12 protein-coding genes are annotated in these 13,003 nt (G+C 70.0%); 6 read left to right on the top strand and 6 right to left on the bottom strand.

Features of this window, described 5'->3' with window-relative positions; genetic code table 11:
• Positions 1-22 precede the first annotated feature (22 nt).
• Positions 23-790 carry an ABC transporter ATP-binding protein gene (locus tag ACFHW1_RS22510; protein ID WP_416555810.1) on the top strand — a complete coding sequence of 256 codons (768 nt, stop codon included), beginning with the start codon at positions 23-25 and terminating at the stop codon, positions 788-790.
• Entirely contained in the window at positions 790-3,333 is a 2,544-nt protein-coding gene (locus ACFHW1_RS22515; protein ID WP_416568626.1) for an ABC transporter permease, read from the top strand. The genes ACFHW1_RS22510 and ACFHW1_RS22515 overlap by 1 nt, the downstream gene beginning before the upstream one ends.
• Positions 3,334-3,373: 40 nt before the next feature.
• Here ACFHW1_RS22515 and ACFHW1_RS22520 read toward each other — a convergent pair whose 3' ends face one another.
• Both ACFHW1_RS22520 and ACFHW1_RS22525 read right to left on the bottom strand, forming a co-directional pair.
• The gene (locus ACFHW1_RS22520) at positions 3,374-4,066 is read right to left on the bottom strand and encodes an HAD family hydrolase (RefSeq protein WP_416555870.1); all 693 of its coding nucleotides are present in this window, start codon (positions 4,064-4,066) and stop codon (positions 3,374-3,376) included.
• A gap of 106 nt (positions 4,067-4,172) precedes the next feature.
• The gene (locus tag ACFHW1_RS22525; RefSeq protein ID WP_416555808.1) at positions 4,173-4,934 is read right to left on the bottom strand and encodes a neutral zinc metallopeptidase; all 762 of its coding nucleotides are present in this window, start codon (positions 4,932-4,934) and stop codon (positions 4,173-4,175) included.
• A 256-nt stretch (positions 4,935-5,190) separates the two neighbouring features.
• Here ACFHW1_RS22525 and ACFHW1_RS22530 point away from each other — a divergent pair, with 256 nt between their 5' ends.
• The 4 genes from ACFHW1_RS22530 to ACFHW1_RS22545 all read left to right on the top strand — a co-directional run bounded on the left by ACFHW1_RS22530 (position 5,191) and on the right by ACFHW1_RS22545 (position 9,425).
• Positions 5,191-6,060: a PAC2 family protein gene (locus ACFHW1_RS22530; protein ID WP_416555807.1), complete on the top strand. Its 870-nt coding sequence runs from the start codon at positions 5,191-5,193 to the stop codon at positions 6,058-6,060.
• Between the two features lie 84 nt (positions 6,061-6,144).
• Positions 6,145-7,167 carry a methyltransferase gene (locus tag ACFHW1_RS22535; RefSeq protein WP_416555806.1) on the top strand — a complete coding sequence of 341 codons (1,023 nt, stop codon included), beginning with the start codon at positions 6,145-6,147 and terminating at the stop codon, positions 7,165-7,167.
• A gap of 156 nt (positions 7,168-7,323) precedes the next feature.
• Positions 7,324-8,115 carry a GntR family transcriptional regulator gene (locus ACFHW1_RS22540; RefSeq protein ID WP_416555805.1) on the top strand — a complete coding sequence of 264 codons (792 nt, stop codon included), beginning with the start codon at positions 7,324-7,326 and terminating at the stop codon, positions 8,113-8,115.
• A 197-nt stretch (positions 8,116-8,312) separates the two neighbouring features.
• The gene (locus ACFHW1_RS22545; protein WP_416555804.1) at positions 8,313-9,425 is read left to right on the top strand and encodes a lytic polysaccharide monooxygenase auxiliary activity family 9 protein; all 1,113 of its coding nucleotides are present in this window, start codon (positions 8,313-8,315) and stop codon (positions 9,423-9,425) included.
• A gap of 72 nt (positions 9,426-9,497) precedes the next feature.
• On the opposite strand, the gene mshC is transcribed toward ACFHW1_RS22545, so the two are convergent.
• From mshC to ACFHW1_RS22565, 4 genes are all read right to left on the bottom strand, one after another.
• The gene (gene mshC / locus ACFHW1_RS22550; protein WP_416555803.1) at positions 9,498-10,742 is read right to left on the bottom strand and encodes a cysteine--1-D-myo-inosityl 2-amino-2-deoxy-alpha-D-glucopyranoside ligase; all 1,245 of its coding nucleotides are present in this window, start codon (positions 10,740-10,742) and stop codon (positions 9,498-9,500) included.
• 50 nt (positions 10,743-10,792) lie between these two features.
• Positions 10,793-11,542, bottom strand: coding sequence for an SCO1664 family protein (locus ACFHW1_RS22555; protein ID WP_416555869.1), 750 nt, complete (start codon positions 11,540-11,542; stop codon positions 10,793-10,795).
• 73 nt (positions 11,543-11,615) lie between these two features.
• Positions 11,616-12,206, bottom strand: coding sequence for a DUF3090 domain-containing protein (locus tag ACFHW1_RS22560; RefSeq protein ID WP_278169007.1), 591 nt, complete (start codon positions 12,204-12,206; stop codon positions 11,616-11,618).
• Positions 12,207-12,270: 64 nt separating this feature from the next.
• Positions 12,271-12,987, bottom strand: coding sequence for an MSMEG_4193 family putative phosphomutase (locus ACFHW1_RS22565; RefSeq protein ID WP_416555802.1), 717 nt, complete (start codon positions 12,985-12,987; stop codon positions 12,271-12,273).
• Between the last annotated feature and the right edge of the window lie 16 nt (positions 12,988-13,003).

Here is a 13,003-nt window from a genome sequence, read left to right on the forward strand (position 1 = left end):
AACAACGGTAGGAGCCTCCGACGTGACAACGACGACAGCGACCGAACCGGCTGCCCGGGCAGCCGACGTGTGGAAGGTGTACGGCACCGGCGAAGCCCGGGTGATCGCCCTGCACGGCGTCACCCTCGACCTGGAACCCGCCCGCTTCACCGCCATCATGGGGCCGTCCGGCTCCGGTAAATCCACCCTGATGCACTGCCTCGCCGGGCTCGACACCGTCACCCGCGGCACCATCACCATCGGCGACACCACAATCACCGGACTGAACGACACCGGACTGACCAGACTCCGCCGGGACAAACTCGGCTTCATCTTCCAGCAGTTCAACCTCCTCCCCACGCTCACCGCCGAGGAGAACATTCTGCTGCCCATGGCGATCGCCGGCCGCAAACCCGACCCGGCCTGGTTCGACACCGTGATCGACACCGTCGGCCTGCGTGACCGCCTACACCACCGACCCACCGAGCTGTCCGGCGGCCAGCAGCAGCGGGTCGCCTGCGCCCGCGCCCTCGTCGCCCGCCCGGACGTTGTCTTCGCCGACGAGCCAACCGGCAACCTCGACTCCCGCGCCGGCGCCGACGTTCTCGGGTTCCTGCGCAACTCGGTACGCGACCACCAGCAGACCATCGTCATGGTCACCCACGACCCGGTCGCCGCCTCCTACTCAGACCGCGTCGTCTTCCTCGCCGACGGCCGGATCGTCGACGAGCTACAGCAGCCGACCGCCGAGGCGGTCCTCGACCGGCTGAAGGGCCTCGACGTCGCGGCGATCGAGCAGGAGCAGGCCTGATGCTGCGCGCCACGTTGAAGAGTCTGCTCTCCCGCAAGCTGCGACTTGTGCTGTCCGGGGTGGCGATCATCCTCGGGGTGCTGTTCGTTTCCAGCGCCACGGTGCTCACCGACAGCTTGAGCAGCCGCTTCGAACGGCTCTTCCAGACCGTCAACGCGGACGTCGCCGTACAGGTGCAGGCGGCCGATACGGGCGGTCAGCAGGCGGAGCCGCCGCTGCTGACCGACGCTGACCTGGATCGCATCGCCGCTGTCAACGGGGTGGCGTCGGTGACCGGTGACGCCAGTTCGACCGGGGTGATCCCGTTCCGGGCCGCCGACGGCAAGGCGGTGCCGAGCCAGGCACCGCAGCTGGGCATCGGCCTGACCGCCGCCGGCGACGACGCGCTGCTCCAGGTCGCCGAGGGACGCACGCCCAGCGCCGACGACGAGGTCGCGGTGACCCGGTTGACCGCCGAGCAGGCCGGCGTCACGGTCGGCGACCGGATCCGGGTGTACGTCTCCAGCGCCTACCAGGCCAGCGAGTACGACGTGGTGGGCCTGCTGGAGTACAGCGGGGGCAGGTCCACCCTCGGCGGCGAGACACTGGTCGCCTTCACCGTGCCACAGGCACAGCAGTTGTTCTACGGCCAGACCGGGGTGTTCGGCGCGGCACAGTTGACCGCCGACCCCGGCGTCACCGACGACGAGCTCAAGCGGCTGGTGGCCGACGGGCTGCCGGCCGGGTTCGAGGCGGTGACCGGCGCGGAGCTCGCCGACGAGCAGGCGTCCCAGTTCACCCAGCTGCTGACCTTCGTCAACTGGTTCTTCCTCGGGTTCGCGCTGATCGCGTTGCTGGTCGGCATGTTCCTGATCTTCAACACGTTCAACATCCTGGTCGCGCAGCGGTCCCGCGAGCTGGCCCTGCTCCGGGCACTCGGCGCCAGCTGGGCCCAGGTCACCTCGGCGGTGCTGATCGAGGCGCTGGTCGTCGGCGTGATCGCGGCCACCCTCGGCCTGGCCGCCGGTATCGGCGTCGCCGCCGGCCTGCAGTTCCTGGCAGTCGAGGCGCTGTCGCTGCCCGCTGGCGGGCTGATCGTCTCACCAGTCGCGATCCTGGCGTCCTACCTGGTCGGCGTATTGATGACCATGGTCGCGGCGTTGATTCCGGCGATCCGTGCCTCGGCGGTCCCACCGGTGGCCGCGATGCGGGACGTGGTCCGCCCGGACCGGCCGCTGACCGGGCTCACCATCACCGGTGGGGTGGTCACCGCGCTCGGCGCGGGACTGCTGTCCGTGGGTCTGATCGGTGTCTCCGGGCTGACCGCCGTAGCGCTCGGCGGTGGGGTGCTGCTGTCGATCATCGGCGTGGCGCTGCTGTCGCCCGCCCTCACCCGTCCGGTGGCCGGTGCCGTCGGACGCCTGATCAGCTGGGGTACGGCGACCGGTCTCGGCCGCCGCAACACGCTGCGCAACCCGCGGCGTACCGCTGTCACCGCCGCCGCTCTGATGATCGGGGTGACCCTGGTCAGCACCATCGCGGTGATCGGGTCGTCGTTGAAGGCGACCACCACCGACCTGGTGGAGAACGGCCTCGGGGCCGAGATCATCATCTTGACCAACGGCCAGCAACTGCCGACCGGGCGGGAGGGCTTCGACCCCGCACGCCTCGACCAGGTAGCCGAGATCGACGGCGTGACCGGCACCGTCGCGTACCACCTCGCGATACTGACCGCCGACGGCCGCCCCAACCAGCTCATCTCTGCCACCGACCTGTCACAGGCCGGCTCGATGTTCGCCTTCGAGACCGTACAGGGCCGCCTCGACGCCGGCGACGGCGAGACGGTGGTTGACGTGAACACCGCGGAGTCCAACGGCTGGACGGTCGGCGACGACATCGTCATCGACATGCCACGTGGCGGCGGACGGACCTACGAACTCGTCGGCGTCTACCGCACCGCGCTCACCGCCGGGCTGATCCTGCCCGAGTCCCAGGTGCAGTACCTCGCCGGGCCGCTGGCCTACCAGGGGTTCGTCGCCACCACCCCGGACGCCGACGTGCAGCGGATCGTCGCCGAGACCGAGGCGCTGATGGCCGACTACCCGTTGGTGACGGTCGGCGACCGCAGCAGCTTCGTCGAGCAGCAGAACCAGCTGGTCGACATCCTGCTCAGCATCTTCTACGTACTGCTGGCCCTCGCCGTACTGGTGGCCTTCATCGGGATCGTCAACACCCTGGTGCTGAGCATCCACGAACGTACCCGGGAACTCGGGCTGCTACGCGCGGTGGGGATGAGCCGACGCCAGGTCCGCCGGATGGTCCGCGTCGAGTCACTGCTGATGGCGGTCTTCGGTTGTCTGCTCGGCGTGGCGTTGGGCGTGGCGCTCGGACTGGCCGCGTCGTTCGCGATGCGCAGCCAGGACGTGCTGTCTGTGGTCAGTGTGCCGGTCGGCCAACTCGTCGGGTTCGTCGTTGCCGCCGCGCTGGCCGGCGTGGTCGCCGCCTGGTGGCCGTCCTGGCGGGCGTCCCGGTTGAACGTACTGCAGGCGATCTCGCACGAGTGACCGCCAGGCGGTTGACGGGCAGCCCGCTCCGGGCAGCCCGTCAACCGGCCGCCAGGGGCAGATCAGCCCGGTACGCGGCAAGCAGCGCGGTCAGATCGGCCACGGTCACGTCGCACAGGCTCGCCCGTACCTGGACCCGGTCCGGCACCGGAAACACCGCCTCGGCCGGCACCGCGAGCACCGCCGCCCCGGCGGCGTGCGCGCTGGCCACCCCGGCCGGGGAATCCTCGACCGCCACACAGTCCACCGCCGACACGCCGAGGGCGGCCGCAGCGGCCAGGTACGGGGCCGGATCGGGTTTGGTCGCCGGCACCTCGTCTCCGCAGCACACCACGTCGAAGTTGTGCCGCCCGATGGTGTGCAGTGCCACGTCCACCAGAGCACGCTCGGTCGAGGTGACCAGCGCGGTGCGGAGGCCGGCCGTCCGTACCGCGCGGACCAGCTCGAACGCGCCCGGCCGGGCCGGGACGCCGGCGCTGAACAGGGCGGTGACCCGTCGGGTCAGCCAGGCAGCGCCGGTCGCCGGGTCCCGCCACGGCTGGCCCAGGTCCTCATGCAGCAGCCCCATCGTGGTGGCCATGTCCGAACCCACCATCGCCAACCGAGCCTCGGCGGACAGTTGCCCGCCGTAGTGCACGGCCAGCTCCCGCAGGGCCACGTCCCAGAGCTTCTCGCTGTCGATCAACGTGCCGTCCATGTCGAACAGGACGGCGGCGGGTGGCAGAGTATTCAGCGGAACCTCCCTGGTCCGGGCACGACATGCGTCCCACGATCCTGCCTGATCACAGCGCTGTCGCCCAGCCGGCGACGGCGCAGCGCAGGCTGCCGGCCGGCGACGGTCAGGTCAGGTCACACCCGGCCAGCGACCGGTCGTACCCGTTGAAGAAGGCCGTGATCCGCTGGTCGGCGGTGCCGTGCGAGCCCTCCTCGAACCACGGCTGGTCGGGATCGTCCGCCACGGTCGCCAGACCGCGTTGAAACTCCTCCAGGTCACCGTCGTCGAGCTGCAGCGTGCCGTCGCGTACCGAGTCGCCGAGGTAGGCCCCGGCCAGACAGTCGGCGGCCAGTTCCCGCTGGATGCTGAACCGGTAATCCAGGTCCAGGCGAACCTGAATTCCGTGCGCGTATTCATGGCCGATGAGGTAGAACAGAAACGAGTCGCCGACCGTCTGGAACACGTCGAATGCCCAGTTCGCGTCGTAGGCGATGAACTCGGACCCACTTGTCAGGCAGTAGACCGCGTTGTTACGCGGAATGAGCTGGTCGCCGCAGCTCAATTCGCCGTCGCGCTGGTAGGCGATGGCCTGCCCGATCGGCTCGAACGACGCGCCGAACCCGGCGAACCGCTGCGACCAGTACTGGTCGGCGAGAGCTTCGGCACCCGCGATGTCCTGCTCGAACTCCTCGACCGTGTCGGTGCCGTCGAGTGAACCGTCGGCGCCCGCTCCGGTGGCACCGCCTCCAGGCACCGCCGGCTGGTTGGGTTCACCCGGCCCGTCGTCGGGCAGCGGCACCGCGGCGCAGGCCGCCGCCGCGACGACGGCGGCACACAACGCCACCAGCTGAAACCGGCTGCGGACACGGTCGCCGGGCTGGCGCATACCGGCCTCCTCGCTCACTTGTCGGACGGCGACGCGTTGCCGTCCGCGGTCCATGCTGCCCCAGTTGCGCAATACGTACGGCGGCGGTGCGCGGATCAGGCCGCCGGTGGAGCCGGCGCGGCCACCGGGCCGGGTCGTCGATCGGCACGTAGGCTGACAGGGTGAGGCACGACAACTACCCCGCACCCAGACGTCGACGAGTAGTCGCAACGACCGCGCACGCGCTGCCAGGTCGCAATGACGGCGAGGAGGCTCGGTGACCGAGTTCGACGGTCTGCCGGTGCTGCGGTCACCGGTGGCAATCGCCGCGTTCGAAGGCTGGAACGACGCCGCGGACGCCTCCACTGCGGCCGTCGAGCACCTGCAGGAGGTCTGGCAGGCCCGAGAAATCGCCGCGCTGGACCCGGAGGACTTCTACGACTTCCAGGTCAGCCGGCCGACCATCACCGGCTCCAGCGGCGACGCGCGCCGCATCGAATGGCCGACGACCCGGTTCATGGTGGCCAGCCCGGAAGGCACCGACCGGGACGTGGTACTGATCCACGGGATCGAACCGAGCATGCGCTGGCGCACCTTCTGTGAACAGGTCCTGGAGCTGTGCCACAGCCTGGAGGTCAACCGGGTGGTGCTGCTCGGCGCTCTACTCGCCGACGTGCCGTACACCCGGCCGCTGCCGATCAGCGGGACCGCCTCGGAGAAGGAGGCGGCGCAGCGGCTCCAGCTCGTCCCGACCCGGTACGACGGTCCCACCGGGATCGTCGGAGTACTGCAGGACGCCTGTGCCCACGCGGAGGTGGACGCGGTCTCGTTCTGGGTGCACGTGCCGCACTACGCCAACAACCCACCCTGCCCGAAGGCGACACTGGCGCTGCTGCACCGAGTGGAGGACGTGCTCGACCTGCCGGTGCCGATGGCCGACATGGCCGAGGAGGCGGCGAAGTGGGAGGCCCGGGTGCGGGCCACCGCCGAGCAGGACGCCGAGCTGGGCGAATACGTTCGCGAGTTGGAGGAACGGGTCGGCGATGCTGGTATCCAGCCGCTGACCGGTGACGAGATCGCCCAGGAGTTCGAGAAGTACCTGCGCCGCAGGGGCGGGTCGGCCGGCCCGACAGCCGGTTCGTGGTGACCGGCCGGACGGATACCCGACCTGGATCTATCGGCTAACTGACAGCTCCGTCAGTCGGACGGCTCTTTACCGGAAAATGTCCGGATGCTAACCCCCACCCCTCTTATGCGTCTGGTGACCGGTTTCTGGAGCTTCAAGACCCTGGCCGCCGCCGTCGAGCTGAACCTGTTCACCAGGCTCGCCGGCGGCCGGACCATCACCGTCGGGCAACTGTGCGACGAGTACGGGCTGGCTGAGCGCCCGGCGGATACCCTGCTCGCCGCCTGCGCCTCGCTCGGACTGCTCACCAAGCAACCCGGCTCCAACAGCTACCGCAACGCGCCGATCGCCGAGGAGTTCCTGGTAGCCGACCGTCCCTACTACTTCGGCGGTCAGATTCGCTACTGCGACGAACGCACCTACCTACCGTGGCACCGCATCGGTGAGGCGTTGCGTACCGACCGGCCACTGACCTGGGATCCGGACACCCAGGAGTCGCTCTTCGCCGACGTGGACCCGCGGATCCGGAACCTGTTCCTGGAGGCGATGTACGCCGCGTCGATCTTCACGGCCCGCGCGCTGGGCGACGCCTACGATTTCAGCGCCCACCACCGGCTACTCGACCTGGGCGGCGGGTCGGGCGCGTATCCCATCGAGCTGTGCCGGCGCTACCCGCATCTGCGGGCGAGCGTCTACGACGTGCCACACGTCGTGCCGGTCGCTGCGGAGAAGGCCGCCGCCGCAGGTCTGGCCGACCGGATCGACACCGTCGCCGGTGACTTCTTCGCCGACGAGAAGCTCCCGCAGGGATATGACACCATCCTGCTCAGCATGATCCTGCACGACTGGAACGAAGCGACCAACCGGGCGCTGCTGGCCCGCTGCCACGACGCACTGCCGTCCGGCGGCACGATCGTCGTCTGCGAGCTACTGCTCAACCCCGAACGCACCGGTCCGCCCGAGGCCGCCCTGATGGGGATGAACATGCTGGTAGAGACGGAGGGCGGGCGCAACTACTCGGAGACCGAGTACGCCGACTGGCTGGCCGATGCCGGTTTCGGTTCCATCCGTACCGTCGTCTTCGACGCCCCCGGTGCGAACGGTGCGCTGATCGCCCGCAAGCGGTGACTGCCGCCGGGCGCTGATCCGGCGCGGGACGGCCGGGTCGGCTGCTTGTTACTGACAGTTTCGATGGTGCGGCTTCGTCGGTAGTCGGGCTGGACACACCGTGTTTTGTGTCCTAGGATGCTAGGTATCTCGTCGGGAAGGACGGTCAGTTCACAGATGCAGGTCAATCCTGGAGCCGCCGAGGTTCCACACCGCCAGATCGCCGATCTGATCCGGGAACGGATTCGACGCGGTGAGTGGGCACCCGGCGAACGGCTACCCGCCATCCCCGCGCTCGCCGAGATGTACGGCGTGGCCAAGCAGACCGCGCAGCGTACCGTCGATCAGCTCCGCGTCGAAGGACTGCTGATCACCAAGCCGGGCTCCGGCACCTTCGTACGGGGCACCCGACGCCGGCTCAACCGACTCGCTCGCGGCCGGTACGGCGGACACCGTGGATACCACGCCGACCTGGCGGCACGCTACCGCCAGCAACTGACCGAGGTCGGCCCGGCCCCGGCGGTGCCCGAGGTGGCCGACGCCTTCGGCGTCACCGATGGTACCGAGCTAATCGTCCGCCGCCACCTGGTCCGCACCGAGGACTCACCGGTCGAGGTGGGAGCATCCTGGTTCCGGATGGCCGACGCCGCCGGCACCAGTCTGGAGCGGGCCGAACCGTTCGGCCGGCCCACATACCAGGAGGCCGAGGAGGTGACTGGTCGGCGGTACGTCTGGGCGCGCGACGTACTCAGCGCCCGCCAGCCCAGCCGGCAGGAGGCGCAGCTGCTCCGGATCCGTCCGGACACCCCGGTGCTACATCTGCTGCACGTGGCCTACGACGGCGACCGGCGGCCGATCGAGGTGGCCCAGGCGACCTGGCCCGGCCCGGTGACCACCTTGACCGAGGAGTATCGGGTGCCGGCACCCATGCCTGATCCGGACCCGGATCCCGGTCTCGTACTCGGCTGACCCGGCACTTCTTTCGCCTTACTTTGTTTTGCATTCAAACTATTGACAAAGAAAATCGAGGCATGTGAATCTCTGGACGGGACTGCCGCGAGGGGTCGCGCGGCATGGCGGGACCGGGCTACCCACCATCCGATCCGGCGGGAACGCCTGTCCCGGCGAACCCGCCACCGCCGTCCAACCTCTGTCCGGGAGCAGACATGCCTTCCCTCACCGCCACTCTATGGGCACCGCTGTGCCGGGTGCTCACCGTCGCGGCAGCCGCCGCACTGCTGTGCACCACCGCGCTCGCCGACGTGGCCACCGCCCACGGATCATCGATCGATCCGCCGTCGCGCAACTACGGGTGCTACGAGCGCTGGGCCAATGACTTCCAGAACCCCGCGATGGCCACCGAGGACCCGATGTGCTGGCAGGCCTGGCAGGCGGACTCCACCGCCATGTGGAACTGGAACAGCCTCTACATCGACGGGGTCAACGGCCAGCATCAGGCCCACATCCCCGACGGCCAACTGTGCAGCGCTGGCAACACCGGCGGGGTCCGGTACGCCGCACTGGACGAACCCGGCAACTGGCGAGCCGCCGACGTCGGCACGAACTTCACCGTCACCTACCACGACCAGGCGCTGCACGGCGCCGACTACCACCTGGTGTACGTGACCCGGCAGGGATTCAACCCGCTCACCCAGCGGCTGCGCTGGAGCGACCTGGAGCTGGTCCGGACCACCGACGGCGCGGACCCCGGTGAGGGCACCCGGACCAGCAACCCCAACCTCAACGGCGTGTCGGTCGACATCCCGGTCAGCGCACCCGGCCGGACCGGACGGCACCTCGTCTACCTGATCTGGAAGGCCAGCCACGCTGACCAGACCTACTACTTCTGCAGCGACGTAAACTTCGGCGGCACCGGCGTGTCCCCGCCGCCCACCACGCCGGCCCCGACCACCGCACCGCCCACCCCGGCGCCCACGACCGCATCACCGACCACCGCACCACCGACCACCCCGGCGCCAGGCGGCTGCACCGCGACCTTCTCCGTCGTCGCCAGCTGGCAGGGCGGCTTCCAGGCCGAGGTGCGGGTGACTGCCGGCGGAACGCCGATCAGCCGCTGGACGGTGAGCTGGACGAACCCCAGTGGGCAGCAGGTGACCCAGGCCTGGAACGCCACGATCAACAGCACCGGTTCGACCGTCACCGCCACCAACGTCGGTTACAACGGCAGCATCGGATCCGGGGCATCCACCAGCTTCGGTCTGATCGGTTCGGCCACCGGAACCCCCGTCGCACCGACCCTGACCTGCACACCGAACTAATTCGAGCACTGGTCGGGTTCGATGGCGGCGCCGGACCCGACCAGTGCTCCGGCGCGGGTGCGGTCGGCCGGGTCAGTCACGCAGGCGCACCCCGAGCAGTGCATCGCAGGTCTCGGCCATCAACGCCGGGGCCTGCGGGTCCACTCCGGTACCGGCGAGCGCGTGGTCGGCCCACTCGTCGATCAGGGCCAACGCACCCGGGGTGTCGAGATCGTCGGCCAGCCGGCCCCGGACCCCGGCGAGCAGCTCTGCGCCGGACGGTCCGGCAGCGGACCGGGCGGCCTCGCGCCACCGGTGCCAGCGTTGCTGACCGGTTTTGAGCGTATCGTCGGTCCACTGGCGATCAGCCCGGTAGTGCCCGGAGATCAGCGCCAGCCGCAGAGCCATCGGCGGTACCCCGTCGCCCCGCAGCCGGGAGACGAAGACCAGGTTGCCCCGGGACTTGGACATCTTCTCCCCGTTGAGGCCGATCATGCCGGCGTGCGCGTAGTGGGCGGCGAACGGGCCGGTGCCGGTCAGCACCTCCGCGTGCGCGGCGGAACACTCGTGATGGGGGAACAGCAGGTCGTTGCCGCCGCCCTGGACGTCGATCCGGTCACCCAGCAGACCCAGCGCGATCACCGCGCACTCGATGTGCCAGCCCGGTCGGCCGGGGCCCAGGGGACCGCCGTCCCAGGCCGGCTCACCGTCGCGGGCACCGCGCCACAGCAGCGGATCCAGCGGGTCACGTTTACCCGGACGCTGCGGATCACCACCCCGCTCGGCGGCAAAGACCAGCATCTGCTCCCGGGACAGGTTCGACTCGTAGCCGAACCGCGGCGCGGCGGCCACGTCGAAGTACACGTCACCGGTGCCATCGGCCAGCCGATAGCCGGCGCCGCGGTCGAGCAGGACGCCGACCCGCTCGGCGATGGCCGGAATCGACTCCACCGCACCCACGTAATGGTCCGGCGGAATGATCCGCAACGCCTCCATGTCCTCCCGGAACAGCGCGGTCTCCCGCATCGCGAGGACCACCCAGTCCTCCCCGTCGCGGGCCGCCCGCTCCAGCAGCGGATCATCGACATCGGTAACGTTCTGCACGTACCGCACCCGGTGCCCCGCGTCCCGCCACATCCGCTGCACCAGATCGAACGCGAGCATGGTCGCGGCGTGCCCGAGATGGGTGGCGTCATACGGGGTGATCCCGCAGACGTACATCGTCGCCGGGTCGACCGGCCGGGTCGGTGCCACCGCCCGCCGAGCGGAGTCGAACAACGCCAACGGCACACCGGCGCCGGGCAGCCGGGGCACCTCGTGACCGGTCCAAGAGTCCATGGCGCCACCTTATCCAGCGGTGCCGGCAGCGCCGGAGAACGGCAGATGAATCACATCGGCGGCCAAGGGATCGCGCTACGTGTCGCCGGCGGCGACGGAAACCGCCCGGCCTCGATCAGCCCGTCGACCCGCCCGGCCAGTTGGGTAACCTCGGCCTGGGTGAGCAGCGACGCCAACTGCCCGCCCAGCGTCGCGTCGACTGCCGTACGCAGCTGACGCAACGCCGACCCGGCCTCCGGCGGCAACGGGCGCCCGGACCAGCCCCACAAGACCGTACGCAGCTTGTCGTCGACGTGGAAGCACAAGCCGTGGTCGACGCCGTACACCTCGTTGTCCGGTCCGGCCAGCACGTGCCCGCCCTTGCGGTCGGCGTTGTTGACCACGATGTCCAACACCGCGAGCCGGGCCAGCTGCGGATCATCGGCATGCGCCAGAGCGTACGGCTTCCCGTCGGTGTCCCGGGCCGCCGCCACCGGCAGCCAGTCGGCCGGCACCTGGTCGGCCGCGACGAAGTCGACCAGCGGCACGGAACCATCCGGCTCGTCGATCCACAGCTGGCAGGCGCCCGGACCGATCGGACCGTCACGCAACACCGTAGGCGGCACCAACGGCCACCCGAGCGCCTGCGCCACCAAATGGGCGGCGACCTCCCGGCCAGCCAGGGTGCCGTCCGGAAAGTCCCACAGTGGGCGTTCCCCGCGAACTGGTTTGTACACGCACCGGATCGCCGTCCCGTCGGCCTCGATGACGGCCCGCAACGTCGTGTTCGATGCGTCGATCAACTGGCCTTCGAGCCGCATCGCGCCGGTATGGAGCAGTCGCAGCACGGTGGCGTCCCGGTCCACCGCCGGCTGCCGGCCGATCTCCCTCACTTCAGCGGTGATAGCCGTTGTGCCGCGGGCAGAGGTGGCCGCGCGGGTCCAGCGGTTGACCACAGAGCGGACAGGGTGGACGCCCGGCGGCCACCACCCGGCGTGCCCGGTCGATGAAGCCGCGGGCCGCCGCCGGGGTCAGCCGGACCCGGAGCCGGTCCAGACTGGCGTCGACCTCGTCGTCAGTGTCGTCGTCATCGTCGTCGAGCAGGCCGTCGTCGTCGCCGGCTTCGAGCCCGGTTTCCGGCTCACCGGCGGCTATGGCCTCGATGACAACGGTGGTGGTGTCCACGTCGAAGGCCAAGCCGAGCGTGCCGACCCGGAACTCCTCGTCGACCGGCGTTTCCAGCGGTTCGTTGTCCGACTGCCCGGTCGGTAGTTCCGGCACATCGACACCGAACCGTCGCTGCGCCTCGGCCAGCAGCTCCTCGAGCTTTTCGGCCAGCAGCGACACCTGGACCTTCTCCAGGGCAACGCTGACCACGCGACCGCCACCCCGGGCCTGCAGGAAGAACATCCGCTCCCCCGGCGGTCCGACGGTCCCCGCAACGAACCGCTCCGGCGGCTCGAAGGCATGCACCTGGTGGGTCATGTCATCGACCCTATCGGGCGGCCGGGTCGATCCGGTAACGCACCGACCCGATTGACCGGTACGCTCACTGCCGGTCACGTCCGCCGGTACCGGAGCCGCCGCCGACGGCGGCGTCGGAATCGGCCGACCCACCCCGACGCCGTGGCCGACGCCGCTTCGCCGGCACCAGCCCGGCCACCTCACCACCGGTGTCGTTGAGCCGCACCAGGAACGGCCGAGTCGTCGTGTACCGGATCACCGTCAACGAGGCCGGATCGGCCACGATCCGCTGGAACAGGTCAAGGTGCAGGCCGAGCGCGTCGGCCACGATGGCTTTGATCACATCGCCGTGGGTGCAGGCCAGCCAGAGAGCGTCGGGCCCGCGTTCGGCGTCGACCACACCGTTCCAGTGCCGCACCGCAGCCACCGCGCGGGCCGCCACGGCGGCCAGCGCCTCCCCACCGGGGAACACCGCAGCGCTCGGATGCTCCTGCACGACCCGCCACAGCGGCTGTTTCACCAGTGACCGCAGCGACTGGCCCTCCCACTCGCCGTACCCACACTCGATCAACCTGTCGTCGATCACCGGGGTCGCCCCGGGGACGGCCAGCTCCACGGTCTGCCGGCAGCGGATCAGCGGGCTGCTGACCACCTGTGCCCACGGCACCCCGGCCAGCCGGGCACCGACCGCCCGGGCCTGTGCCTGGCCGGTCTCGTCGAGCTCGACCGGCTGCCGGCCGGCCAGGCCGCCCTCAGCGTTGGCGGTCGTCCGACCATGTCGCAGGAGTACCAACGTCGCCACCGGACCAGCCTACGGG

It is taken from the genome of Micromonospora sp. LOL_014 (assembly GCF_048060245.1).
Classification (GTDB): Bacteria; Actinomycetota; Actinomycetes; order Mycobacteriales; family Micromonosporaceae; genus Micromonospora_E.

What these genes read in the sequence shown, in the direction of transcription:
- ACFHW1_RS22515 (WP_416568626.1), top strand. Translation starts at nt 790, where the DNA reads ATGCTGCGCGCCACGTTGAAGAGTCTGCTCTCCCGCAAGCTGCGACTT.
- ACFHW1_RS22525 (WP_416555808.1), bottom strand. Translation starts at nt 4,934, where the DNA reads ATGCGCCAGCCCGGCGACCGTGTCCGCAGCCGGTTTCAGCTGGTGGCG.
- ACFHW1_RS22535 (WP_416555806.1), top strand. Translation starts at nt 6,145, where the DNA reads ATGCTAACCCCCACCCCTCTTATGCGTCTGGTGACCGGTTTCTGGAGC.
- ACFHW1_RS22540 (WP_416555805.1), top strand. Translation starts at nt 7,324, where the DNA reads ATGCAGGTCAATCCTGGAGCCGCCGAGGTTCCACACCGCCAGATCGCC.
- ACFHW1_RS22545 (WP_416555804.1), top strand. Translation starts at nt 8,313, where the DNA reads ATGCCTTCCCTCACCGCCACTCTATGGGCACCGCTGTGCCGGGTGCTC.
- mshC (WP_416555803.1), bottom strand. Translation starts at nt 10,742, where the DNA reads ATGGACTCTTGGACCGGTCACGAGGTGCCCCGGCTGCCCGGCGCCGGT.
- ACFHW1_RS22555 (WP_416555869.1), bottom strand. Translation starts at nt 11,542, where the DNA reads ATGCGGCTCGAAGGCCAGTTGATCGACGCATCGAACACGACGTTGCGG.
- ACFHW1_RS22560 (WP_278169007.1), bottom strand. Translation starts at nt 12,206, where the DNA reads ATGACCCACCAGGTGCATGCCTTCGAGCCGCCGGAGCGGTTCGTTGCG.